Annotated in this window: 38 protein-coding genes; 6 read left to right on the plus strand and 32 right to left on the minus strand. The window is 50.7% G+C overall.

What is annotated here, in order from left to right:
* The first annotated feature begins 698 nt into the window (after window positions 1–698).
* Window positions 699–1,253, plus strand: a complete 555-nt coding sequence (locus C0557_RS23510) for a gamma carbonic anhydrase family protein (RefSeq protein WP_074780861.1) — start codon at window positions 699–701, stop codon at window positions 1,251–1,253.
* Here C0557_RS23510 and C0557_RS23515 read toward each other — a convergent pair.
* Genes C0557_RS23515 through dprA form a run of 6 tightly spaced genes read right to left on the minus strand, consistent with a single transcriptional unit; the run spans window position 1,229 to window position 5,021 of the window.
* Entirely contained in the window at window positions 1,229–1,486 is a 258-nt protein-coding gene (locus tag C0557_RS23515) for a DUF1488 domain-containing protein (RefSeq protein ID WP_074780859.1), read from the minus strand. The genes C0557_RS23510 and C0557_RS23515 overlap by 25 nt on opposite strands.
* The gene (gene aroE / locus C0557_RS23520; RefSeq protein WP_208661563.1) at window positions 1,483–2,301 is read right to left on the minus strand and encodes a shikimate dehydrogenase; all 819 of its coding nucleotides are present in this window, start codon (window positions 2,299–2,301) and stop codon (window positions 1,483–1,485) included. The genes C0557_RS23515 and aroE overlap by 4 nt, the downstream gene beginning before the upstream one ends.
* Before the next feature lie 4 nt (window positions 2,302–2,305).
* Window positions 2,306–2,878, minus strand: a complete 573-nt coding sequence (gene tsaC / locus C0557_RS23525) for an L-threonylcarbamoyladenylate synthase type 1 TsaC (protein ID WP_074780853.1) — start codon at window positions 2,876–2,878, stop codon at window positions 2,306–2,308.
* A complete protein-coding gene (locus C0557_RS23530; protein WP_208661565.1) occupies window positions 2,868–3,425 on the minus strand; it encodes a type I DNA topoisomerase in 558 nt (185 codons plus the stop codon). The genes tsaC and C0557_RS23530 overlap by 11 nt, the downstream gene beginning before the upstream one ends.
* A gap of 26 nt (window positions 3,426–3,451) precedes the next feature.
* Window positions 3,452–3,925, minus strand: a complete 474-nt coding sequence (smg, locus tag C0557_RS23535; protein WP_007369835.1) for a DUF494 family protein Smg — start codon at window positions 3,923–3,925, stop codon at window positions 3,452–3,454.
* Entirely contained in the window at window positions 3,897–5,021 is a 1,125-nt protein-coding gene (gene dprA / locus C0557_RS23540) for a DNA-protecting protein DprA (RefSeq protein ID WP_208661567.1), read from the minus strand. Before dprA ends, smg begins: the two co-directional genes overlap by 29 nt.
* Window positions 5,022–5,149: 128 nt before the next feature.
* Between dprA and def the strand changes: the two genes are divergently transcribed.
* The 5 genes from def (at window position 5,150) to mscL (ending at window position 9,922) form a co-directional block, all read left to right on the plus strand.
* Window positions 5,150–5,659 carry a peptide deformylase gene (gene def, locus C0557_RS23545; RefSeq protein ID WP_007369833.1) on the plus strand — a complete coding sequence of 170 codons (510 nt, stop codon included), beginning with the start codon at window positions 5,150–5,152 and terminating at the stop codon, window positions 5,657–5,659.
* A gap of 22 nt (window positions 5,660–5,681) precedes the next feature.
* Window positions 5,682–6,629: a methionyl-tRNA formyltransferase gene (gene fmt, locus C0557_RS23550; RefSeq protein WP_208661569.1), complete on the plus strand. Its 948-nt coding sequence runs from the start codon at window positions 5,682–5,684 to the stop codon at window positions 6,627–6,629.
* 48 nt (window positions 6,630–6,677) lie between these two features.
* On the plus strand, window positions 6,678–7,967 hold the full coding sequence (rsmB, locus tag C0557_RS23555; RefSeq protein ID WP_208663102.1) for a 16S rRNA (cytosine(967)-C(5))-methyltransferase RsmB: 1,290 nt from the start codon (window positions 6,678–6,680) through the stop codon (window positions 7,965–7,967).
* A gap of 22 nt (window positions 7,968–7,989) precedes the next feature.
* Entirely contained in the window at window positions 7,990–9,366 is a 1,377-nt protein-coding gene (gene trkA / locus C0557_RS23560; protein ID WP_007369830.1) for a Trk system potassium transporter TrkA, read from the plus strand.
* Window positions 9,367–9,508: 142 nt separating this feature from the next.
* The gene (mscL, locus tag C0557_RS23565; protein ID WP_035890470.1) at window positions 9,509–9,922 is read left to right on the plus strand and encodes a large-conductance mechanosensitive channel protein MscL; all 414 of its coding nucleotides are present in this window, start codon (window positions 9,509–9,511) and stop codon (window positions 9,920–9,922) included.
* On the opposite strand, the gene C0557_RS23570 is transcribed toward mscL, so the two are convergent.
* The 26 genes from C0557_RS23570 to rpsS all read right to left on the minus strand — a co-directional run bounded on the left by C0557_RS23570 (window position 9,923) and on the right by rpsS (window position 22,018).
* Window positions 9,923–10,135 (minus strand): alternative ribosome-rescue factor A, encoded by a 213-nt coding sequence (locus tag C0557_RS23570; protein WP_208661571.1) that lies wholly within the window; start codon window positions 10,133–10,135, stop codon window positions 9,923–9,925.
* A 57-nt stretch (window positions 10,136–10,192) separates the two neighbouring features.
* On the minus strand, window positions 10,193–10,624 hold the full coding sequence (gene zntR, locus C0557_RS23575) for a Zn(2+)-responsive transcriptional regulator (RefSeq protein ID WP_074780843.1): 432 nt from the start codon (window positions 10,622–10,624) through the stop codon (window positions 10,193–10,195).
* A gap of 3 nt (window positions 10,625–10,627) precedes the next feature.
* Window positions 10,628–10,996, minus strand: a complete 369-nt coding sequence (locus C0557_RS23580; protein ID WP_208661573.1) for a DUF1992 domain-containing protein — start codon at window positions 10,994–10,996, stop codon at window positions 10,628–10,630.
* A 107-nt stretch (window positions 10,997–11,103) separates the two neighbouring features.
* Window positions 11,104–11,490 carry a 50S ribosomal protein L17 gene (gene rplQ / locus C0557_RS23585; RefSeq protein WP_002919206.1) on the minus strand — a complete coding sequence of 129 codons (387 nt, stop codon included), beginning with the start codon at window positions 11,488–11,490 and terminating at the stop codon, window positions 11,104–11,106.
* Window positions 11,491–11,530: 40 nt separating this feature from the next.
* Window positions 11,531–12,520 (minus strand): DNA-directed RNA polymerase subunit alpha, encoded by a 990-nt coding sequence (gene rpoA, locus C0557_RS23590; protein WP_007369825.1) that lies wholly within the window; start codon window positions 12,518–12,520, stop codon window positions 11,531–11,533.
* 25 nt (window positions 12,521–12,545) lie between these two features.
* On the minus strand, window positions 12,546–13,166 hold the full coding sequence (rpsD, locus tag C0557_RS23595) for a 30S ribosomal protein S4 (protein WP_003031138.1): 621 nt from the start codon (window positions 13,164–13,166) through the stop codon (window positions 12,546–12,548).
* A 34-nt stretch (window positions 13,167–13,200) separates the two neighbouring features.
* Window positions 13,201–13,590 carry a 30S ribosomal protein S11 gene (gene rpsK, locus C0557_RS23600; protein ID WP_002919257.1) on the minus strand — a complete coding sequence of 130 codons (390 nt, stop codon included), beginning with the start codon at window positions 13,588–13,590 and terminating at the stop codon, window positions 13,201–13,203.
* Between the two features lie 16 nt (window positions 13,591–13,606).
* Entirely contained in the window at window positions 13,607–13,963 is a 357-nt protein-coding gene (gene rpsM, locus C0557_RS23605; RefSeq protein ID WP_007369824.1) for a 30S ribosomal protein S13, read from the minus strand.
* Window positions 13,964–14,109: 146 nt separating this feature from the next.
* On the minus strand, window positions 14,110–14,226 hold the full coding sequence (gene rpmJ / locus C0557_RS23610) for a 50S ribosomal protein L36 (RefSeq protein WP_000868187.1): 117 nt from the start codon (window positions 14,224–14,226) through the stop codon (window positions 14,110–14,112).
* Window positions 14,227–14,256: 30 nt separating this feature from the next.
* Window positions 14,257–15,588 carry a preprotein translocase subunit SecY gene (gene secY, locus C0557_RS23615; protein ID WP_007369823.1) on the minus strand — a complete coding sequence of 444 codons (1,332 nt, stop codon included), beginning with the start codon at window positions 15,586–15,588 and terminating at the stop codon, window positions 14,257–14,259.
* Window positions 15,589–15,595: 7 nt separating this feature from the next.
* Window positions 15,596–16,030 carry a 50S ribosomal protein L15 gene (rplO, locus tag C0557_RS23620; RefSeq protein WP_007369822.1) on the minus strand — a complete coding sequence of 145 codons (435 nt, stop codon included), beginning with the start codon at window positions 16,028–16,030 and terminating at the stop codon, window positions 15,596–15,598.
* 3 nt (window positions 16,031–16,033) lie between these two features.
* Window positions 16,034–16,213 carry a 50S ribosomal protein L30 gene (gene rpmD / locus C0557_RS23625; RefSeq protein ID WP_001140434.1) on the minus strand — a complete coding sequence of 60 codons (180 nt, stop codon included), beginning with the start codon at window positions 16,211–16,213 and terminating at the stop codon, window positions 16,034–16,036.
* A gap of 6 nt (window positions 16,214–16,219) precedes the next feature.
* A complete protein-coding gene (rpsE, locus tag C0557_RS23630; protein WP_074780838.1) occupies window positions 16,220–16,720 on the minus strand; it encodes a 30S ribosomal protein S5 in 501 nt (166 codons plus the stop codon).
* Window positions 16,721–16,734: 14 nt separating this feature from the next.
* Window positions 16,735–17,088 carry a 50S ribosomal protein L18 gene (gene rplR / locus C0557_RS23635; protein WP_007369820.1) on the minus strand — a complete coding sequence of 118 codons (354 nt, stop codon included), beginning with the start codon at window positions 17,086–17,088 and terminating at the stop codon, window positions 16,735–16,737.
* 9 nt (window positions 17,089–17,097) lie between these two features.
* Window positions 17,098–17,631, minus strand: coding sequence for a 50S ribosomal protein L6 (gene rplF / locus C0557_RS23640; RefSeq protein ID WP_043956333.1), 534 nt, complete (start codon window positions 17,629–17,631; stop codon window positions 17,098–17,100).
* A 12-nt stretch (window positions 17,632–17,643) separates the two neighbouring features.
* On the minus strand, window positions 17,644–18,036 hold the full coding sequence (gene rpsH / locus C0557_RS23645) for a 30S ribosomal protein S8 (protein WP_074780835.1): 393 nt from the start codon (window positions 18,034–18,036) through the stop codon (window positions 17,644–17,646).
* A gap of 33 nt (window positions 18,037–18,069) precedes the next feature.
* Window positions 18,070–18,375 carry a 30S ribosomal protein S14 gene (rpsN, locus tag C0557_RS23650; protein ID WP_074780832.1) on the minus strand — a complete coding sequence of 102 codons (306 nt, stop codon included), beginning with the start codon at window positions 18,373–18,375 and terminating at the stop codon, window positions 18,070–18,072.
* Window positions 18,376–18,389: 14 nt separating this feature from the next.
* A complete protein-coding gene (gene rplE, locus C0557_RS23655; RefSeq protein WP_074780829.1) occupies window positions 18,390–18,929 on the minus strand; it encodes a 50S ribosomal protein L5 in 540 nt (179 codons plus the stop codon).
* A gap of 14 nt (window positions 18,930–18,943) precedes the next feature.
* A complete protein-coding gene (rplX, locus tag C0557_RS23660) occupies window positions 18,944–19,258 on the minus strand; it encodes a 50S ribosomal protein L24 (protein ID WP_007369816.1) in 315 nt (104 codons plus the stop codon).
* A gap of 10 nt (window positions 19,259–19,268) precedes the next feature.
* Window positions 19,269–19,640 (minus strand): 50S ribosomal protein L14, encoded by a 372-nt coding sequence (rplN, locus tag C0557_RS23665; protein ID WP_004388611.1) that lies wholly within the window; start codon window positions 19,638–19,640, stop codon window positions 19,269–19,271.
* A gap of 165 nt (window positions 19,641–19,805) precedes the next feature.
* Window positions 19,806–20,060 (minus strand): 30S ribosomal protein S17, encoded by a 255-nt coding sequence (gene rpsQ / locus C0557_RS23670; RefSeq protein WP_003031120.1) that lies wholly within the window; start codon window positions 20,058–20,060, stop codon window positions 19,806–19,808.
* Window positions 20,060–20,251: a 50S ribosomal protein L29 gene (rpmC, locus tag C0557_RS23675; RefSeq protein WP_004388609.1), complete on the minus strand. Its 192-nt coding sequence runs from the start codon at window positions 20,249–20,251 to the stop codon at window positions 20,060–20,062. Before rpmC ends, rpsQ begins: the two co-directional genes overlap by 1 nt.
* Window positions 20,251–20,661 (minus strand): 50S ribosomal protein L16, encoded by a 411-nt coding sequence (rplP, locus tag C0557_RS23680; RefSeq protein WP_074780826.1) that lies wholly within the window; start codon window positions 20,659–20,661, stop codon window positions 20,251–20,253. The genes rpmC and rplP overlap by 1 nt, the downstream gene beginning before the upstream one ends.
* A 12-nt stretch (window positions 20,662–20,673) precedes the next feature.
* The gene (rpsC, locus tag C0557_RS23685) at window positions 20,674–21,375 is read right to left on the minus strand and encodes a 30S ribosomal protein S3 (protein ID WP_000529945.1); all 702 of its coding nucleotides are present in this window, start codon (window positions 21,373–21,375) and stop codon (window positions 20,674–20,676) included.
* A 17-nt stretch (window positions 21,376–21,392) separates the two neighbouring features.
* A complete protein-coding gene (gene rplV / locus C0557_RS23690) occupies window positions 21,393–21,725 on the minus strand; it encodes a 50S ribosomal protein L22 (RefSeq protein WP_007369813.1) in 333 nt (110 codons plus the stop codon).
* A 14-nt stretch (window positions 21,726–21,739) separates the two neighbouring features.
* Complete coding sequence (gene rpsS / locus C0557_RS23695; protein WP_001138115.1) at window positions 21,740–22,018, minus strand: 30S ribosomal protein S19; 279 nt, start codon at window positions 22,016–22,018, stop codon at window positions 21,740–21,742.
* Window positions 22,019–22,032: the final 14 nt, after the last annotated feature.

Below are 22,032 nucleotides of genomic sequence, written 5' to 3' on the forward strand. Positions count from 1 at the left end.
TCTGATGGCAAGAGGCCCGAAGGTCCCCCTCTTTGGTCTTGCGACGTTATGCGGTATTAGCTACCGTTTCCAGTAGTTATCCCCCTCCATCAGGCAGTTTCCCAGACATTACTCACCCGTCCGCCACTCGTCACCCGAGAGCAAGCTCTCTGTGCTACCGTCCGACTTGCATGTGTTAGGCCTGCCGCCAGCGTTCAATCTGAGCCATGATCAAACTCTTCAATTTAAAGTTTGATGCTCATCGAATTAAACTTCGTAATGAATTACGTGTTCACCCGTGAGACTTGGTATTCATTTTTTGTCCGAGGACATCAAGAATCCATGTCACCTGAGTGCCCACACAGATTGTCTGATAAATTGTTAAAGAGCAGTTGCGACGCGGCTTTCAGCGCTTCGTCGCGAGGTGGCGTATATTACGCTTTCCTCTTTCAGAGTCAACCCTGAATTTCAGGATTTTTCTCTTTCGTTGCCCGACCATCTCGTGAAGTGATTCACGTTGTCGTGTCAACGGAGGCGCATTATAGGGATCCCAATTTTAAGCACAAGTCTTTTTGCGATCTTTTTTTCTGACTGCTGTTTTTTCATTCTTTTTGCTGCGATCCCGTACGATCTGCACATTTAATGACGCGTAAAAGGCTTGCAGAAGGCCTTTCTAACGATCAAAGTCTTTCTCTCAGCCCGTTTTTAATGAGGTAGCTATGTCAGTTGTTTTACGTCCTTATAAGGATCTCTTCCCTAAAATCGGCTTGCGGGTCATGGTTGATAGCAGCAGCGTGGTAATTGGTGATGTCAGAATTGCTGATGATGTAGGCATCTGGCCGCTGGTCGTTATTCGCGGTGATGTGAACTATGTAGAGATCGGTGCCCGTAGCAATATTCAGGATGGTAGCGTTCTGCATGTTACGCATAAATCCTCTTCTAACCCAGAAGGAAACCCACTCATCATCGGCGAGGATGTCACCGTTGGGCATAAAGTGATGCTGCACGGCTGCATCATTGGCGATCGCGTGCTGGTTGGGATGGGCTCTATTTTGCTGGATGGCGCGGTTATTGAAGACGACGTCATGATCGGCGCGGGCAGCCTGGTGCCGCAAAATAAGCGGCTGGAGAGCGGATATTTGTATCTGGGAAGCCCGGTAAAACAGATCCGCCCCCTGAAGGAAGCGGAAATAGAAGGATTAAAGTACTCGGCGAACAACTATGTGAAATGGAAAGATGAGTATCTGGATCAGGATAACCAGACAATACCCTGATCATCTTCCTTCTGTTGGCGGATCAACTGTTCCGCCTCTTCCTCCAGATCCCAGCGATAGTCACGAAACGTCGCCAGAAACTGCTCCGGCGTTTCAGCATCGAAGCGTTGCTTGAGATCATCACCTTTAATGGCGCATATCATCTGCATTCCATTAACCAGTGCAGGAAAGCAGACGGCCTGCATTGAAGGATCCCACTCTTCGCGATCCGGAAACTGGATAGCCTGATTCATTTCGCCAGCTCCTGCTTCAGCATCTGAATGACTGGTTCAACATCCGGCAACACGCCGTGCCACAGCAATACCGCATGTGCAGCCTGCCCCACCAGCATACCCAAACCATCTGCGCACTGTTTTGCACCCAAGTTTATACACCAGTCCAGAAACGGTGTGTTCCCTTTTTGGTAGAACATGTCGTAGCAGTAAAGTTTGGCATGAACGAGCGATGACGGTAATGCCGGGATATTCCCACCAATCCCGCTGGAAGTTGCATTAATGATCAGATCGAATTCATGCCCCTGAAGATCATCCATTTGCACGGCAACGACACTACCGGTATGAGCAAAGAGCTTCGCCAGCTCTTCCGCTCGTGAAAATGTTCGGTTAGTCATCGTTATCGCACAATCCAGTGATAACAGAGGAAGTAATACGCCGCGCGCCGCGCCTCCCGCGCCAACCAACAGGATACGAAATCCCGGGCGGATAAAGCCCAGCCGTTGCAAATCGCTGAGCAAACCGATGCCATCGGTGTTATCTCCCACCAAACGCCCATCATCAAGGCGCTTTAATGTATTTACCGCACCAGCCAGCGCTGCGCGTTCTGTCAGCTCATCGGCTCGAGCAAATGCCTCTTCTTTAAAGGGAACCGTAACGTTCGCGCCTTTACCACCAGCAGCAAAGAAGGCATCCAGCGCATTCCCAAAGTCATTCATGGGCGCAAGCACGCGCCCATAGGGATGTTCGATGCCAAGCTGAAGGGCAAACTGTTGATGGATAAAAGGCGACTTACTATGAGCAATAGGGTTACCGAAGACTGCGTAGGATTCCATACTATTATCCCTGGCGAAAAAGTTCGCCGGTGAGGGCATCACGGATTTCAGAAGGGTTCTGCCGGCCGCCCGTTGGCGCATCAATCACCGGAAAGCTGGCACCAAATTGTTCGATAACCTCTTGCGCCGTTCTGCAAGGTGGCAGCCCGGATAAATTGGCACTTGTCGAAACCAGCGGTTTGCCGTAAGCCGTGCAAAGTGCAATCACCATTGGGTGATCGGTGACACGTACAGCCAGCGAGTCAAAACGCCCGGTTAACCAGCGCGGTGTGGTTGGTTTTGCCGGAAACACAAAGGTTACCGGGCCAGGCCAGCATCTGAAGACAGCCTTGCGTTGTTCGTCTGTCAGCATGCTGTCATCAATATAGGGTTTCAGCTGATCAAAGTTGGCTGCAATCAGGATTAGGCCTTTATCAACCGGACGCTGCTTCAGTTCAAGCAGACGATAGACGGCAGTTTCACTGTCTGGGTCGCAGCCGACACCAAAAACAGCTTCAGTTGGATAAGCGATGACTTCTTCTTTATTCAGAACCCCGATCGCCGAAGCAACAGGATCTGTTGGCAGGTTATTCTTCACGAGTTTGTTCCGCCGTTACCGGCTTTCCACATTGTTTACTGGCGCAGAAGCGTTTTACACCTTGCGCGGTTTTCTTTTCGATAAGCAGCGGGTAGTGGCACGCAGGGCATTCACCCGCCACCGGCTTGAAATTGATAACGAACTGGCAATCAGGGTAGCGATCGCAGGAATAGAAGGTTTTGCCGTATCGGGAACGGCGCTGCACCAGATGTCCACTCTGACACTGCGGGCAGGTAATGGCAGTATCGTCGGGCTTATCAATCAGCTCGGTATGTTCACACTCCGGATACTGACTACAACCGATAAACATACCAAAACGCCCTTGCCGTAATACCATCGGCGCGCCGCACTCTGGACACAGGTGCCCATCCAGAACTTTAACAATATGTCCATCCGCCTGGCTCTTCAGGGGACGAACATAGTCACATTCCGGATAATGGGAACATCCGAGAAACGGGCCGTGTTTCCCGGAACGAATAACAAGTTCAGCCCCGCATTGTGGGCAGGGCTCGTTGTTGCGCACCGAAAACAGTGCTGATTTGGCCATAATGACTCTTGAAGCTGCAAAAATGATTAGTGCAGCATACCTTCATTCACTTCAAAGAGTAATTCTTCCATCTGCTGGTATGCATTTTCACATCCAGGAATATTGAAGAGTACCATCAGGATGACCCATTTAAGATCTTCCAGATCGAACTCTGCCGTATCCAGCGCCAGCACACGTTCTATCACCATTTCTCGGGTTTCGAGGTTTAGCACCTGAATCTGCTCAAGGAACAACAAAAATCCCCGGCAACTGGCATCCAGCCTTTCACACTCTTCAGCAGTATAGATACGTACTGAGAGTGGATCAGAAGCAAGCTGCATCGGTTCGGCGAGGCCTTCCTGATAATCAGCCAGCTTTTCCAGCCACAAAAGAGCGTTGTAGATATCTTCACGATCAAATCCGGCGTCGGTAAGATCCCGTTCCAGTTTGTCTTGATCCACACGCATTTCAGCTTCGTTATGGATGTAAGTCTCAAACAAGTACATTAGTACGTCGAACATGGCTTGCCCTCCTCAATCGGACATAGCCGCCGGGTACAGCTGCGATCCATCCTGCTAACTCCAGTTCAAGCAATTGAGCGGCTGTGACTGGCACAGGTTGGCCGGCACGTTCAGCGACGACGTCAACAGGTGTTACCTCATCTCCTACGTTAGCCAGGAGCTCAGGAAATGGCAATGCCACCTCTTCTTGATCTGCAGAATAAAATGAATTTCCACCTGGTTCAGGTAGCCAGCTTAGCCCGTATTGCAAACTTTCGAGGATCTCACCGGCAGATGTCACCAAAGTTGCCCCTTGTTTGATTAACCAGTGCGGCCCCTCACTACCGGGACTACCAATCGGGCCGGGCAGCGCAAAAACCTCGCGGCCTTGATCAAGCGCACTTCGGGCGGTGACGAGCGACCCGCTGCGTAATGCTGCCTCAACAACCAACACACCACGACTAAGGCCGCTGATAATGCGATTTCGTCGAGGAAAATGTTCCCGTTTGGGATGCGCCGCAAGGGGAAATTCGGAAACCAGTGCACCACCGCAATCAATAAGCTGGCTGGCAAGCACCGAGTGCCGCCGGGGATAGAGACTAAAAAGGCCATTTCCCAACACAGCTACGCTTTTGCCTCCAACATTCAACGCGGCCCGGTGGGCAATACTGTCGATCCCCAGAGCCATACCGCTGGTAATGGTAAAACCACTTCGGGCAAGCGCCTCGCAAAACAGACGTCCCCAGCGCTCTCCATACCAGGAATGGGCTCGGCTGCCAACAACTGCCAGTTGTTGAGTTTTTAGCGCTGAGACTTCGCCCTTCACCAAAATGGCACCCGGATAATCAGCAATAGCGCGCAGAGATTCGGGATACGCCGCATCACTGGCACTAATGAGATGATGGTTTGCCTGACTCAGCCAATCCAGGTTCTTCTCCAGCTCCTGCGCCGACAAAGAGAAAAAACGCCTGGCCTGAGCTGTTGTCAGCCCGAAATGCTCAAGCTCTTCAGGCGTTGCTCCTTTGTTTTTCTCCAGCCATTGTGCTGTATGTAGCCATTTATCGCCGCACAGGTCTCCGACCTGTAGTAAGCGTAATCCTATCTCTGTGGATGTCATCCATTTCCCCTGCCACAAGCCGTCCTGGCAATCCTTGCGATTGGTCACCGATGCTGTCAATCAGTGGGGGTTTTGTCTAGAATAGAGGTAATATTCTCACCAACTCCTGAACACGACTCTGGATATTTATGGCAGTTTTGCATGTGTTACATATTCCGGACGAGCGCCTTCGCAAAGTCGCCGAGCCGGTTAAAGAAGTGAATGCGGACATTCAACGTATTGTGGATGATATGTTTGAAACCATGTACGCAGAAGAAGGTATTGGTCTTGCAGCAACGCAGGTTGATATCCATCAGCGCATTATCGTCATCGACGTTTCTGAAAATCGCGATGAACAACTGGTACTGATTAACCCGGAACTGCTGGAAAAAAGCGGGGAAACAGGCATCGAAGAAGGCTGTCTGTCAATTCCGGAACAACGTGCATTGGTACCGCGCGCTGAAAAAGTGAAAATCCGTGCGCTGGATCGTGATGGAAAAACATTCGAACTGGAAGCTGATGGGCTGCTGGCTATCTGTATTCAGCACGAGATGGATCATCTGGTAGGTAAACTGTTCATTGATTACCTGTCGCCGATGAAACGTCAGCGCATTCGCCAGAAAGTTGAAAAACTGGATCGCATGAACGCTCGCGCTTAAACGCAGGCAAAAAGGGATAAACGTGTCAGATTCTCTACGTATTATTTTCGCCGGCACACCTGACTTCGCAGCGCGTCACCTTGACGCGCTGTTGTCTTCTGAGCATCAGGTCGTTGGGGTTTTCACCCAGCCCGATCGCCCCGCTGGCCGCGGTAAAAAATTGATGCCCAGTCCGGTGAAAGTGCTGGCAGAAGAAAAAGGCTTGCCGGTGTTTCAACCAGCATCTCTGCGCCAGCAGGAAAATCAGCAACTAATTGCCGACCTTAAGGCCGATGTCATGGTCGTAGTGGCATATGGTTTGATTCTTCCCAAAGCCGTTCTGGACATGCCGAGCAAGGGCTGTATCAACGTCCATGGTTCTCTGCTGCCGCGCTGGCGCGGCGCGGCGCCGATCCAGCGCTCATTATGGGCTGGCGATGAGGAAACCGGCGTTACCATTATGCAGATGGATGTGGGGCTCGATACTGGCGATATGCTATATAAGCTTTCATGCCCTATTACCGCACAAGACACCAGCGCCACGCTATATGCGAAATTAGCGGAGCTTGGCCCGCAGGGGCTGCTTGTCACACTGCAACAGCTCGCTCAGGGCAACGCGCAACCGCAGGTGCAGGACGAAGCTCTGGTCACTTACGCAGAGAAACTGAGCAAAGAAGAGGCACGTATTGACTGGTCGCTCAGCGCCGCGCAACTGGAACGCTGCATCCGCGCTTTCAACCCGTGGCCAATGAGCTGGTTCATGGTTGATGAGCAGCCAGTGAAAATATGGCAAGCTTCGGTGATTCCTTCTGCCACCCGTGCTGAGCCGGGTACGGTTCTGGATGCTTCAAAAGCGGGTATTCAGGTTGCCACCGTTGATGGAATACTGAATCTTGAGTCGCTACAGCCGGCAGGTAAAAAAGCCATGAGTGCGCAGGATCTCCTGAACTCGCGGCGTGAGTGGTTTATCCCCGGCAATCGCCTGGCGTGATACACATTTCTTAGCCCGGTTTTGCCGGGCATTTTTATGTTTGTGGTTATGAAAAAACAGAACAATTTACGCAGTATGGCTGCGCAGGCCATCGAGCAGGTGATGGAACAAGGGCAATCGCTCAGCAATATCCTGCCGCCGCTTCAACAGAAAGTCTCTGACAAAGATAAGGCACTGCTCCAGGAGTTGTGCTTCGGTGTTTTACGCGTGCTGCCACAGCTCGACTGGCTGATCAATAAGCTGATGTCGCGTCCGATGACCGGAAAACAACGCACGGTACACTACCTGATCATGGTCGGATTTTATCAGCTTCTACATACCCGAATTCCTGCGCATGCAGCGCTGGCAGAAACGGTAGAAGGTGCGGTTGCCATCAAACGACCGCAACTTAAGGGGTTGATTAATGGCGTGTTGCGCCAGTTTCAACGTCAGCAAGAGGAATTACTGGCGGAATTCGCCAGCAGCGATAACCGCTATCTGTTTCCGGCATGGCTGCTAAAACGAGTACAAAAAGCTTATCCGCAGCAATGGCAGCAGGTTATCGAGGCCAGTAACCAACGTCCACCAATGTGGCTGCGCGTGAACCGCCAACACCATACCCGAAACGGCTGGCTGGCATTACTGGAAGAACACGGTTTGCAAGGGTTTACCCATGCGGATTACCCGGATGCCGTTCGTCTGGCAACGGCAGCTCCCGTTGCTGCGCTTCCTGGATTTGCGGAAGGCTGGGTCACGGTGCAGGATGCGTCAGCCCAGGGTTGTATCAACTTCCTCGCCCCGCAAAATGGCGAACGCATTCTCGACCTTTGTGCTGCGCCAGGTGGCAAAACGACGCACATTCTTGAAGCGGCGCCGGAAGCCAGCGTCCTGGCTGTGGATGTTGACGAACAACGCTTATCCCGCGTTTACGACAACCTGAAACGTCTTGGTATGAAAGCGCAGGTCAAACAGGGCGACGGTCGTTTCCCGTCACAGTGGTGTGGCGAAGAAGTCTTTGACCGTATTCTGGTAGATGCGCCTTGTTCTGCGACAGGGGTCATTCGTCGACACCCGGACATCAAGTGGTTGCGTCGCGATCGTGATATTCCTGAACTGGTGCAGTTGCAGTCAGAAATTCTGGATGCTATCTGGCCGCATCTAAAATCTGGCGGCACGCTGGTATACGCAACCTGTTCGATCCTGCCGGAAGAGAACAGCCAGCAGGTTGCAGCTTTCCTGAAGCGTACGCCAGATGCGCAGCTTAGCCTGACCGGTACGCCGGAACAGCCAGGGTTGCAGAAATTGCCGGGAGCGGAAGAAGGCGACGGTTTCTTTTACGCTAAGATAATCAAACAGTGATGAGAACAACGGGTCACAGCAGATGAAAATAATTATTCTGGGCGCAGGGCAGGTTGGCGGCACGCTGGCGGAAAACCTGGTCGGGGAGAATAACGACATTACCGTTGTCGATACCAATGGCGATCGTCTGCGCAGCTTGCAGGACAAGTTTGATCTGCGAGTTGTGCAGGGGCATGGCTCGCATCCACGCGTATTACGTGAAGCTGGCGCAGATGACGCCGATATGCTGGTCGCTGTGACCAGTTCAGATGAAACCAATATGGTTGCCTGTCAGGTTGCTTACTCACTGTTTAATACGCCGAACCGCATTGCACGTATTCGTTCGCCAGATTATGTGCGCGATGCCGATAAACTGTTCCATTCAGAAGCTGTGCCGATCGACCACTTAATCGCACCAGAACAGTTGGTGATTGATAGTATCTATCGGCTGATCGAATATCCCGGAGCGCTGCAAGTAGTAAATTTCGCCGAGGGGAAAGTCAGCCTTGCCGTAGTTAAAGCCTATTACGGTGGGCCGCTCGTTGGTAATGCGTTATCGACCATGCGCGAACATATGCCGCATATTGATACCCGCGTTGCGGCCATATTTCGTCACGACCGCCCTATTCGCCCGCAAGGTTCCACCATAGTAGAGGCCGGGGACGAGGTGTTCTTTATTGCCGCATCGCAGCATATTCGCGCAGTAATGAGCGAGCTCCAGCGCCTGGAAAAACCGTACAAACGCATCATGCTGGTTGGCGGCGGGAATATAGGCGCAGGTCTGGCACGCCAACTGGAGAAAGATTACAGCGTCAAATTGATCGAACGCGATCAGCAGCGTGCTGCAGAACTGGCAGAAAAACTACAAAATACCATCGTTTTCTATGGTGATGCGTCGGATCAAGAATTGCTGGCCGAAGAACACATCGATCAGGTTGACCTGTTTATTGCCGTCACCAACGATGACGAAGCGAATATTATGTCGGCAATGCTGGCCAAACGTATGGGAGCGAAAAAGGTCATGGTGCTGATCCAGCGCCGCGCTTACGTCGATCTGGTACAGGGCAGCGTAATTGATATTGCGATTTCACCGCAGCAGGCAACTATCTCCGCACTGCTTAGCCACGTGCGCAAAGCCGATATTGTCGGGGTTTCTTCGTTGCGTCGTGGCGTCGCCGAGGCGATCGAAGCTGTCGCTCACGGTGACGAAACGACCTCTCGCGTAGTGGGTCGTGTTATTGATGAGATTAAACTCCCGCCCGGCACGATTATTGGCGCAGTGGTACGTGGCAACGATGTGATGATTGCTAATGATAATTTGCGTATTGAGCAGGGCGACCACGTAATTATGTTTTTAACCGACAAAAAATATATTACAGACGTTGAAAGACTCTTCCAGCCAAGCCCCTTCTTCCTTTAATCTCAAAGGACGCGGATATCCGCATCCTTTCTTAATCCCTGAATTAATAAGGGATTAAAAAATCTGGTTAGTTATGCCTGCAAATGGAAATTGAACGGTAATTTGTTAAACTTATCCAGACAGCCTGCACATGGAGAAGGATATGAGTATTTTGAAAGAGTTCCGCGAGTTCGCAATGCGCGGCAATGTAGTGGATTTGGCCGTTGGTGTGATCATCGGTGCAGCGTTCGGTAAAATCGTATCTTCCCTGGTTGCCGATATCATTATGCCGCCACTTGGATTATTAATCGGTGGAATTGATTTCAAACAGTTTGCATTAACGTTACGCGATGCACAGGGCGACGTGCCCGCTGTCGTAATGCATTACGGCGTGTTTATCCAGAATGTATTTGATTTTATCATCGTTGCTTTTGCCATCTTCCTTGCGATCAAGGTAATTAATAAGCTGAAACGCAATCAGGAAGAAGAGCCTAAAGCCCCGCCGGCGCCAAGCAAAGAAGAAGTATTGCTGAGTGAAATCCGCGACCTGCTGAAAGAGCAGAATAACCGTAATTAATTAAGCAGAAACCAGAAGGCCAGTGGTAAATAAGCGATGTGCTTGCTTGCCACTGGCCTCCTTATCTCCCCAGTTTGCATGTTTTTCTTTTCGAAGATAACTCCCTTTCCCTTTCTTATTTTTCTCAATACGCTGCCTGAACAGTGGGTCATGCAACAATGCCTCAATGGCATTATCATTAATCTGCCCTTTAGTATGCTGATAGCGGCTCATAGCTTCTCCAGTTTGTATGTTAAAACGGCCGAAGTGTAGATCTCTGCGCAGAGAAGATCAACAGGTCGACGAATTAGTCTTACCACTCGCGCCCTGTTCCAGCGCTTCCAGAATGGAACAATAGACACTGCTGTGCGCAGTACCACAACAGGCATCGTTCAGTTTCTGTAGGGAACGCCGCATTGCCTGGAGTTCATCAATACGCGCTTCCACTTCAGCCAAACGGGTCTGCACAATACTCTTCGACTCCTGACATGTATGATGTTCAGGATCAATTCGGATCGACAGTAATTCACGTATCGCTTCTAACGTAAATCCTAACTGGCGCGCATGGCGGATAAATTTTAGACGTTGCAAATCTCTGTCCGTATAAAGACGAAAACCGCCTTCCGTCCGTATTTCATGATCCATCATCTGTTGTTTTTCATAGTAGCGGATGGTATCCGGCGTCACTTCAGCTAATTTCGCAATTTCACCAATGCGGTACATAGGCTATTCCTCGTTTAACTTCTGCTGCAGTTTTATGGCGTAATCACCGCGCAAAAAATCAGTGCTTAAACCTGCCTGGCGCAATTTGAGCTCAAGTAAAGATAAGCGGCGTTGTAACTCCCGATGCTGTGGATGATTTTCCTCCACGCCATTTAACAAATCAGCCAGCGCGATCGCTTCTCTACGATATTCAAGCTCTGGCGGTAGACAGCCCGCATTCTTCAATAAACGGTATCCAGTTCGAAGCTCTGGAGGAACATGAGAATCATCATCCAGAGTGAGCGGCTCGCCGAGACCGGGAAGGTTGTCGAATTCACCTTTATTTTGGGCGTCAAGGATATGCCGTTCTGCCCACTGATCAAGCAACCACATAATGGGTCTCCAGGGATGAGCAAGAAAGATACGAACATTGTAGGAAAGTGGTAATGCTCAGGATATAAAAAAACCCGCCGAAGCGGGTCTTTTTACGTTACTACAGATTACTCTGCAGCAGCTTCTGCTTTCGGCTCGGCGCGATCAACCAGCTCGATGTAAGCCATCGGAGCATTGTCACCAGCACGGAAGCCACACTTCAGAATGCGAGTGTAACCACCGGCACGGCTCGCGAAACGCGGGCCCAGCTCGTTAAACAGTTTTGCCACGATCTCGTTATCACGAGTACGGGCGAATGCCAGACGACGATTAGCAACGCTATCAGTCTTGGCAAGAGTAATCAGCGGCTCAACTACGCGACGCAGCTCTTTCGCTTTCGGCAGAGTCGTCTTGATGATCTCATGACGAACCAGAGAACCTGCCATGTTACGGAACATGGCCTGGCGATGGCTGCTGTTGCGGTTCAGTTGACGACCACTCTTACGATGGCGCATGACCTTATCCTTCTCAGTAAAACCTTAACCTGTGATCCGGTTACTCGTCAGCAATGCTTGCCGGCGGCCAGTTTTCCAGGCGCATGCCCAGAGACAGACCACGTGAGGCCAGCACGTCTTTAATCTCAGTAAGAGATTTTTTACCCAGGTTCGGCGTTTTCAGCAACTCAACCTCGGTACGCTGTACCAGATCACCGATATAGTGGATAGCTTCTGCCTTGAGGCAGTTAGCAGAGCGGACAGTCAATTCCAGATCGTCAACAGGGCGCAGCAGGATCGGATCGAATTCTGGTTTCTCTTCTTTAACTTCCGGCTGACGTACATCACGTAAATCAACGAAAGCTTCCAGTTGTTCTGCCAGGATGGTTGCCGCACGACGAATCGCCTCTTCAGGATCGATTGTGCCGTTGGTTTCCATTTCGATGACCAGCTTGTCCAGGTCGGTGCGCTGTTCAACACGTGCTGCTTCAACATTGTAGGCAATTCGCTCTACAGGGCTGTAGCACGCATCAACCAGTAAACGGCCGATCGGGCGCTCATCTTCTTCCGAATGAATTCGGGCAGACGCCGGCACATAACCACGACCGCGCTGAACTTTGATACGCATATTGATAGATGCGTTTTCATCGGTCAGGTGGCAGATCACATGCTGCGGCTTGACGATTTCGACATCACCGTCGTGGGTAATGTCGGCTGCAGTCACAGGGCCAATGCCAGATTTATTCAGAGTAAGAATAACATCATCTTTACCCTGAACTCTCACCGCCAGCCCTTTCAGGTTGAGCAGGATTTCAAGGATATCTTCCTGAACGCCTTCTTTGGTGCTGTACTCATGAAGTACACCATCAATCTCAACCTCAGTCACCGCGCAACCCGGCATCGATGAGAGCAGAATACGGCGCAGTGCGTTACCCAGAGTATGGCCAAAGCCACGCTCTAAAGGCTCAAGGGTCACCTTGGCGTGCGTCGAACTCACTTGCTCGATATCTACCAGGCGCGGTTTTAGAAACTCTGTCACAGAACCCTGCATTGTGTCCTCTCTTTGGTACTAAGCTTTACTTGGAGTAAAGCTCGACGATCAGGTGTTCGTTAATGTCCGCAGACAGATCAGAACGCTCCGGCTTACGCTTGAACGTACCTTCCATCTTGCCAGCATCAACTTCCAGCCAGGTTGGCTTTTCACGCTGCTCAGCCAGCTCCAGAGCGGCTTTCACGCGAGACTGCTTTTTCGCTTTCTCACGAATGCTAACCACGTCATTCGGACTAACCTGATAAGAAGCGATGTTAACAACACGACCGTTTACCATGATTGCTTTGTGGCTAACCAGCTGACGTGCTTCTGCACGAGTGGCGCCAAAGCCCATACGGTATACAACGTTGTCCAGACGACCTTCCAGCAGACCCAGCAGGTTTTCACCTGTGTTGCCTTTCAGACGTGCTGCTTCTTTGTAGTAGTTACGGAACTGACGCTCCAGCACACCGTAGATACGGCGAACTTTTTGCTTTTCACGCAACTGCACACCATAGTCAGACAGACGCGGTTTACGCGCACCGTGCTGGCCAGGAGCTTGTTCAATTTTACACTTGGTATCGATCGCGCGAACGCCAGACTTAAGGAACAGGTCTGTGCCCTCACGACGGCTCAGCTTGAGCTTAGGACCCAAATATCTTGCCATTTTCTTTCTCCAACAATCCTAGAAAACGAGCGCGTTATACGCGACGTTTTTTCGGCGGACGACAACCGTTGTGAGGGATCGGAGTCACATCAGTAATATTAGTGATGCGGAAACCAGCGGCGTTCAGAGCACGAATAGTAGATTCGCGACCCGGACCCGGTCCCTTAACCATAACTTCCAGATTCTTGATGCCGTATTCTTTTACGGCTTCAGCGCAACGCTCTGCTGCAACCTGAGCTGCAAACGGAGTGGATTTGCGAGAACCACGGAAACCGGAACCACCGGCTGTTGCCCAACCCAGCGCGTTACCCTGACGATCAGTAATAGTAACGATGGTGTTGTTGAAAGAAGCATGGATATGAGCCACGCCGTCAGAGACTTGTTTTCTTACACGTTTACGTGCACGAATTGGTGCCTTTGCCATTATTCAATCACCCCGATTATTTCTTGATCGGTTTGCGCGGACCCTTACGGGTACGTGCGTTGGTCTTGGTACGCTGACCGCGAACCGGGAGACCACGACGATGACGCAAACCGCGATAGCAACCAAGATCCATCAGGCGCTTGATGCTCATGCTAATTTCACGGCGCAGATCACCTTCAACGACAAATTTGGCAACTTCGTCACGCAGCGTGTCGATTTGTTCTTCAGACAGCTCACTGATCTTAACATTTTCAGCGATGCCCGCAGCCGCCAGAATGGCTTGGGAGCGGGTTTTACCGACGCCATAGATCGAAGTTAATGCGATCACAGCATGTTTCTGATCAGGAATGTTAATGCCTGCTATACGGGCCACTATGCACTCCTATAATTTTACTAGTACGTACCATGCTGAAAAGCCCGTTTTCAGGATACTCAAATGGAAACGTACAGACATACAAAAGATTGGCTGGCTAATCTAGCCAGCTCAACCCAACTTTGCAAGAAAAATATGCGAAATAATCAGCCTTGGCGCTGTTTATGCTTCGGCTCGGCACTGCAAATCACACGGATGACGCCATCACGTTTAACGATTTTGCAGTTACGGCATAATTTCTTGACGGAAGCACGAACTTTCATTTTTACTCTCCGTAACTTCTCGGGCGACCATTAACGACCGTAGCCTTTCAGGTTCGCCTTCTTCAATGCAGACTCATACTGACTGGACATCATCAGAGTTTGCACTTGAGCCATAAAGTCCATAATCACGACAACAACGATAAGCAGAGAAGTCCCACCGAAGTAGAACGGCACTTTCATTGCATCACGCATGAACTCCGGGATCAGGCAGATAAAAGTAATATACAGCGCACCAACCAGAGTCAGACGAGTCATTACTTTATCGATATACTTCGCCGTTTGCTCTCCCGGACGAATTCCTGGTACGAATGCACCGGACTTCTTCAGGTTATCTGCTGTTTCACGCGGGTTGAAAACCAACGCCGTGTAGAAGAAACAGAAGAAGATGATTGCAGATGCATAGAGTAACACATAAAGCGGTTGCCCAGGCTGCAAATACAGCGAAATTGTTGTCAGCCAGTTCCAACCAGTACCACCCCCGAACCATGACGCGATGGTCGCCGGGAACAGAATAATACTGGAAGCAAAAATAGCCGGGATTACCCCCGCCATATTTACTTTCAGCGGCAAATGTGTGCTCTGAGCAGCATAAACACGACGACCTTGCTGACGTTTCGCGTAGTTTACCACAATGCGGCGTTGACCACGCTCAACGAAAACAACAAAGAACGTCACTGCAAATACTAATACTGCAACCAACAGCAACAGGAGGAAGTGCAGGTCGCCTTGACGCGCTTGCTCGATAGTATGGGCAATGGCTGGCGGAAGGCCCGCCACAATACCAGCGAAAATAATGATCGAGATACCGTTACCGATACCACGTTCAGTAATTTGTTCGCCGAGCCACATCAGGAACATGGTTCCTGTAACCAGACTTACAACAGCGGTGAAGTAAAATGCAAAGCCCGGATTCATTACCAGGCCCTGCATTCCGGGCATATTCGGTAAACCGGTAGCAATACCGATCGACTGGAATATAGCCAACACCAGGGTACCGTAACGAGTGTACTGGCTAATCTTACGACGACCAGACTCCCCTTCTTTCTTTAACTCCGCCAGGGCCGGGTGAACGACCGTTAGCAATTGGATAATAATTGATGCCGAAATATACGGCATAATACCCAGAGCAAAGATAGAAGCACGGCTGAGAGCACCACCAGAGAACATGTTAAACATTTCAATGATGGTGCCACGCTGTTGTTCAAGCAGTTTGGCAAGTACAGCGGCATCAATACCAGGGATCGGAATAAAAGAGCCAATACGGAACACAATCAGCGCACCGATAACAAACAGCAGTCTGCGTTTCAGTTCGCCAATTCCACCTTTGGCACTTTGGAAATCTAACCCCGGTTGTTTAGCCATCTGCTACTTATTCCTCAATTTTACCGCCAGCAGCTTCGATAGCAGCACGAGCGCCTTTAGTAACACGCAGGCCACGAACAGTTACCGGGCGAGCTACTTCACCAGCCAGGATCACTTTCGCGAACTCGATCTGGATGCCGATAATGTTAGCTGCTTTCAGCGTGTTCAGGTCTACTACGTCGCCTTCTACTTTAGCCAGATCGGACAGACGAATCTCTGCCGTGATCATTGCTTTACGAGAAGTGAAACCGAACTTCGGCAGACGACGATACAGTGGCATCTGGCCACCCTCGAAACCGCGACGTACGCCACCGCCAGAACGAGACTTCTGACCTTTGTGACCACGACCACCGGTTTTACCGAGGCCAGAACCGATACCACGACCCAGGCGTTTACCCGCCTTTTTGGAGCCTTCGGCCGGAGACAGAGTATTTAAACGCATCTCTTACTCCTCAACTTTAACCATGAAGGAAACCGCGTTGACCATACCACGAACCGCAGGAGTATCCTCACGTTCTACAGTATGACCAATACGACGCAGACCCAGGCCAAGCAGCGTTGCCTTGTGTTTCGGCAGACGACCGATTGCACTGCGGGTTTGAGTGATTTTAATAGTCTTTGCCATGGTCAATTACCCCAGAATTTCTTCAACGGATTTACCACGCTTGGCAGCGACCATTTCCGGAGATTTCATATTTTCCAGGCCAGCAATAGTTGCACGAACCACGTTGATCGGGTTGGTGGAACCGTATGCTTTAGCCAGAACGTTATGAACCCCAGCGACTTCCAGAACGGCGCGCATTGCACCACCGGCGATAATACCGGTACCTTCGGAAGCCGGCTGCATGAATACACGAGAACCCGTGTGAGTACCCTTAACCGGGTGCTGCAGGGTGCCGTGGTTCAGCGCGACGTTAATCATATTGCGACGGGCTTTTTCCATCGCTTTCTGGATCGCTGCCGGAACTTCGCGGGCTTTACCGTAACCAAAACCAACGCGACCGTTACCATCACCAACAACAGTCAGAGCTGTGAAGGAGAAAATACGACCACCTTTAACGGTTTTAGATACGCGGTTTACCGCGATCAGCTTTTCCTGCAGTTCGCCAGCTTGTTTTTCGATGTGAGCCATCTTACACCTCTACCTTAGAACTGAAGGCCAGCTTCACGGGCAGCATCTGCCAGTGCCTGGACGCGACCATGATATTGGAACCCGGAACGGTCAAAAGACACATCTTTAATGCCTTTTTCCAGAGCGCGTTCAGCTACAGCTTTACCCACTGCTGCGGCCGCGTCTTTGTTGCCGGTGTACTTCAGTTGTTCAGCGATAGCTTTTTCTACAGTAGAAGCAGCTACCAGAACTTCAGAACCGTTCGATGCGATTACCTGGGCGTAAATATGACGCGGGGTACGATGTACCACCAGGCGGGTCGCACCAAGCTCTTTGAGCTTGCGGCGTGCGCGGGTCGCACGACGGATACGAGCAGATTTCTTATCCATAGTGTTACCTTACTTCTTCTTAGCCTCTTTGGTACGCACGACTTCGTCGGCGTAACGAACACCCTTGCCTTTATACGGCTCAGGACGACGGTAGGCGCGCAGATCTGCTGCTACCTGACCGATCACCTGCTTATCAGCGCCTTTCAGCACGATTTCAGTCTGAGTCGGACATTCAGCAGTGATACCGGCCGGCAGCTGATGCTCTACAGGATGAGAGAAACCCAGTGCCAGGTTTACTACGTTCCCTTTGACCGCTGCACGATAACCTACACCAACCAGCTGCAGCTTCTTAGTGAAGCCTTCGGTAACACCGATAACCATTGCGTTCAGCAGGGCACGCGCGGTACCAGCCTGAGCCCAACCATCCACGTAACCAGTACGCGGACCGAAGGTCAGAGCATTGTCTGCATGATTAACTTCAACAGCATCGTTAAGGGTACGAGTCAGCTCGCCGTTTTTACCTTTGATCGTGATAACCTGACCGTTGATTTTTACGTCAACGCCGGCAGGAATAACGACCGGTGCTTTAGCAACACGAGACATTTTTTCCTCCGATTAGGCTACGTAGCAGATAATTTCGCCACCAAGACCAGCCTGGCGCGCTGCACGATCAGTCATAACACCTTTAGAGGTAGAAACAACTGCGATACCCATACCACCCATAACTTTCGGCAGCTCATCTTTTTTCTTATAGATGCGCAGACCTGGGCGGCTGATACGCTGAATGCTTTCTACCACAGCTTTACCCTGGAAGTACTTGAGAGTCAGTTCCAGTTCCGGCTTGGTGTCGCCTTCAATTTTAAAATCTTCAATAAAACCTTCGTCCTTCAGCACGTTGGCGATTGCCACTTTCAGCCTGGAGGAAGGCATGGTGACCGCAGCTTTATTCGCGGCCTGACCGTTACGGATACGGGTCAGCATATCCGCGATCGGATCTTGCATGCTCATCTGTCTTTACTCCCGTGATTCAATTGGTGACAATTACCAGCTAGCCTTTTTCAAGCCTGGCACTTCACCGCGCATGGCGGCTTCACGCAGCTTAATACGGCTCAACCCGAACTTGCCCACATAACCATGTGGACGACCTGTTTGACGGCAGCGGTTACGCTGACGAGACGGGCTGGAATCACGCGGCAGACTCTGCAGCTTGAGAACAGCGTTCCAACGATCTTCGTCGGAAGCGTTCACATCAGAAATGATCGCTTTCAGTTCAGCGCGTTTCGCGAAGTATTTTTCAGCTAAAGCTACGCGTTTAACTTCGCGTGCTTTCATTGATTGCTTAGCCATGAAGTAACCCTACCTTACTTGCGGAACGGGAAGTCAAAGGCAGCCAGCAGAGCACGGCCTTCTTCGTCAGATTTCGCAGTAGTGGTAATGGTAATATCCAAACCACGCACGCGGTCGACTTTATCGTAGTCGATCTCTGGGAAGATGATCTGCTCACGGACACCCATGCTGTAGTTACCACGACCGTCGAAAGACTTAGCGGACAAGCCACGGAAGTCACGGATACGCGGTACAGCAATAGTGATCAGGCGCTCAAAGAACTCCCACATGCGTTCGCCACGCAGAGTCACTTTACAGCCGATCGGATAGCCCTGACGGATTTTGAAGCCCGCAACAGATTTGCGCGCTTTGGTGATCAACGGTTTTTGACCGGAGATAGCTGCCAGATCAGCTGCTGCGTTATCCAGCAGTTTCTTGTCAGCGATCGCTTCACCAACACCCATATTCAGGGTGATCTTCTCGACCCGAGGGACTTGCATGACAGAATTGTAGCTAAACTCAGTCATGAGTTTCTTAACTACTTCGTCTTTGTAGTAATCATGCAGTTTCGCCATCGTACTACTCCAAATTACTTGATAGTTTCGCTGTTAGACTTGAAGAAACGGACTTTCTTACCGTCTTCGAATCTAAAGCCTACACGGTCAGCCTTGCCGGTTGCCGCATTGAAGATTGCAACGTTAGAAACCTGAATTGCAGCTTCTTTTTCAACGATGCCACCTGGTTGGTTCAGGGCCGGAACCGGCTTCTGATGTTTCTTAACCAGATTGATACCTTCAACAATGATCTTGCCGGAAGACAGAACATTTTTTACTTTACCGCGTTTACCTTTATCTTTACCGGTTAACACGATAACTTCGTCATCACGACGGATTTTAGCTGCCATGATTCGCTCCTTAGAGTACTTCTGGTGCCAGAGAGATGATTTTCATAAACTTCTCAGAACGAAGTTCACGAGTAACCGGCCCAAAAATACGCGTACCGATAGGCTGCTCGCTGTTGTTGTTCAGAAGAACACAAGCATTGCCATCGAAGCGAACGACAGAACCGTCAGGGCGACGAACACCCTTCTTGGTGCGCACCACTACCGCCTTCAGCACATCACCTTTTTTGACCTTACCACGCGGAATTGCTTCTTTGATGGTGATCTTGATGATGTCGCCTACGCCTGCGTAGCGACGGTGCGAGCCACCCAGAACCTTGATACACATTACGCGACGTGCACCGGAGTTGTCGGCGACGTTCAGCATAGTCTGTTCTTGGATCATTTCAGTGCTCCGCTAATGTCAACTACTACTGAAGACCCTAAAATCAGGGTCGTTAAAAAGCCCCATATCGAGGGCGCAGCATTATAACACCGGATCTCGGATATGGGTAGAAAAAATAAACGGCTCATCGCTGAGCCGTTTATTCGTTTGAGAACGCGTACTGTATTACAGAACCGCTTTCTCTACAACGCGAACCAGCGTCCAGGACTTGGTCTTGGACAGCGGACGGCATTCGCGGATTTCAACCACGTCGCCAGTGCCGCATTCGTTGTTCTCGTCATGTACGTGCAGTTTAGTCGTACGTTTGATGAATTTACCGTAGATCGGGTGTTTCACGAAACGCTCGATAGCTACAACAATGGATTTCTCCATTTTGTCGCTAACAACACGACCTTGCAGAGTACGGATTTTATCGGTCATTACGCACCCGCCTTCTCAGTCAGTAAAGTCTTAACGCGTGCGACATCACGACGCACTTGCTTCAACAGGTGAGTCTGTTGCAGCTGGCCACTTGCAGCCTGCATACGCAGGTTGAACTGCTCGCGCAGCAGGTTAAGCAGCTCGGTGTTCAGCTCTTCAACGCTCTTTTCACGCAGCTCTTTTGCTTTCATTACATCACCGTCTTAGTTACAAAGGTGGTTTTAATCGGCAGTTTTGCTGCTGCCAGCTCGAAGGCTTCACGGGCCAGCTCTTCCGGAACGCCGTCCATTTCATACAGGACTTTACCCGGCTGAATCAAGGCAACCCAATACTCCACGTTACCTTTACCTTTACCCATACGAACTTCCAGCGGCTTCTCGGTGATCGGTTTGTCCGGGAATACACGGATCCAGATCTTACCCTGACGCTTAACAGCACGAGTCATAGCACGACGTGCTGCTTCGATCTGACGAGCGGTCAGACGACCACGGCCAACAGCTTTCAGACCGTAAACGCCGAAGCTCACATCCGTGCCCTGCGCGAGACCACGGTTACGGCCTTTGTGCACTTTACGGAATTTTGTACGCTTTGGTTGTAACATCAGCGACGCTCCTTATTTACGGCCTTTACGCTGCTGCTTTTTAGGTTGAGCAGCCGGTTTTTCCGGTTGTTCAACTGCAGCCATACCACCAAGGATCTCACCTTTGAAGATCCACACTTTTACGCCGATTACACCATAAGTGGTGTGCGCTTCGGAGGTGTTGTAGTCGATGTCAGCACGCAGAGTGTGCAGCGGAACGCGACCTTCACGGTACCATTCGGTACGTGCGATTTCCGCGCCGCCCAGACGGCCGCTAACTTCAACTTTGATACCTTTAGCGCCCAGACGCATTGCGTTCTGTACAGCACGCTTCATAGCACGACGGAACATAACGCGACGTTCCAGCTGAGAAGTGATGCTATCAGCAACCAATTTTGCGTCCAGTTCAGGTTTACGAACTTCGGCGATATTGATCTGAGCAGGAACGCCAGCGATATCCGCTACGACCTTGCGCAGTTTTTCAACGTCTTCACCTTTTTTACCGATAACGATACCCGGACGAGCAGTGTGAATGGTCACACGGATGCTCTTAGCCGGACGCTCGATAACGATACGAGATACAGACGCTTTAGCCAGTTCCTTAGTCAGGTACTGACGTACTTTAAAATCGCTGTCCAGGTTGTCAGCGAATTCTTTGGTGTTCGCAAACCAGGTAGAGTTCCATGGTTTTACAATACCCAGGCGAATACCATTAGGATGTACTTTCTGACCCATTGCTAGTCTCCAGAGTCTCAGCGATCGGACACAACCACAGTAATGTGGCTGGTGCGCTTCAGGATGCGATCTGCACGACCTTTTGCACGAGGCATAACGCGCTTCATGCTCGGGCCTTCGTCTACGAAAATTTTCGCAACTTTCAGATCGTCAATGTCAGCGCCATCGTTGTGTTCAGCGTTAGCAATGGCAGATTCCAGAACTTTCTTGACCAGTACAGCCGCTTTCTTGTTGGTGTAGGTCAGAATATCCAGGGCCTGCGACACTTTCTTACCGCGAATCAGGTCAGCAACAAGGCGAACCTTCTGAGCAGAAGAACGAGCATGGCGATGTTGAGCTAAAGTTTCCATCTCTTCCTCCTACCTTATTTCTTCTTCGCTTTTTTATCAGCAGCGTGGCCGCGATAAGTACGAGTCGGTGCGAATTCACCCAGTTTGTGACCGACCATTTCGTCGGAAACAAATACCGGAACGTGCTGACGACCATTATGGACAGCGATGGTCAAACCGATCATGTTAGGAAAGATCGTTGAACGACGGGACCAAGTGCGCAGGGGCTTCTTGTCTCCGCTTTCCACCGCTTTCTCTACCTTCTTCAGCAAGTGCAGGTCAATAAAAGGACCTTTCTTGAGAGAACGTGGCATGGCTTATCCTCTAA

The sequence above is a fragment of the Kosakonia sp. MUSA4 genome (assembly GCF_013085925.1).
In the GTDB taxonomy this organism is placed as follows: Bacteria; Pseudomonadota; Gammaproteobacteria; order Enterobacterales; family Enterobacteriaceae; genus Kosakonia; species Kosakonia sacchari_B.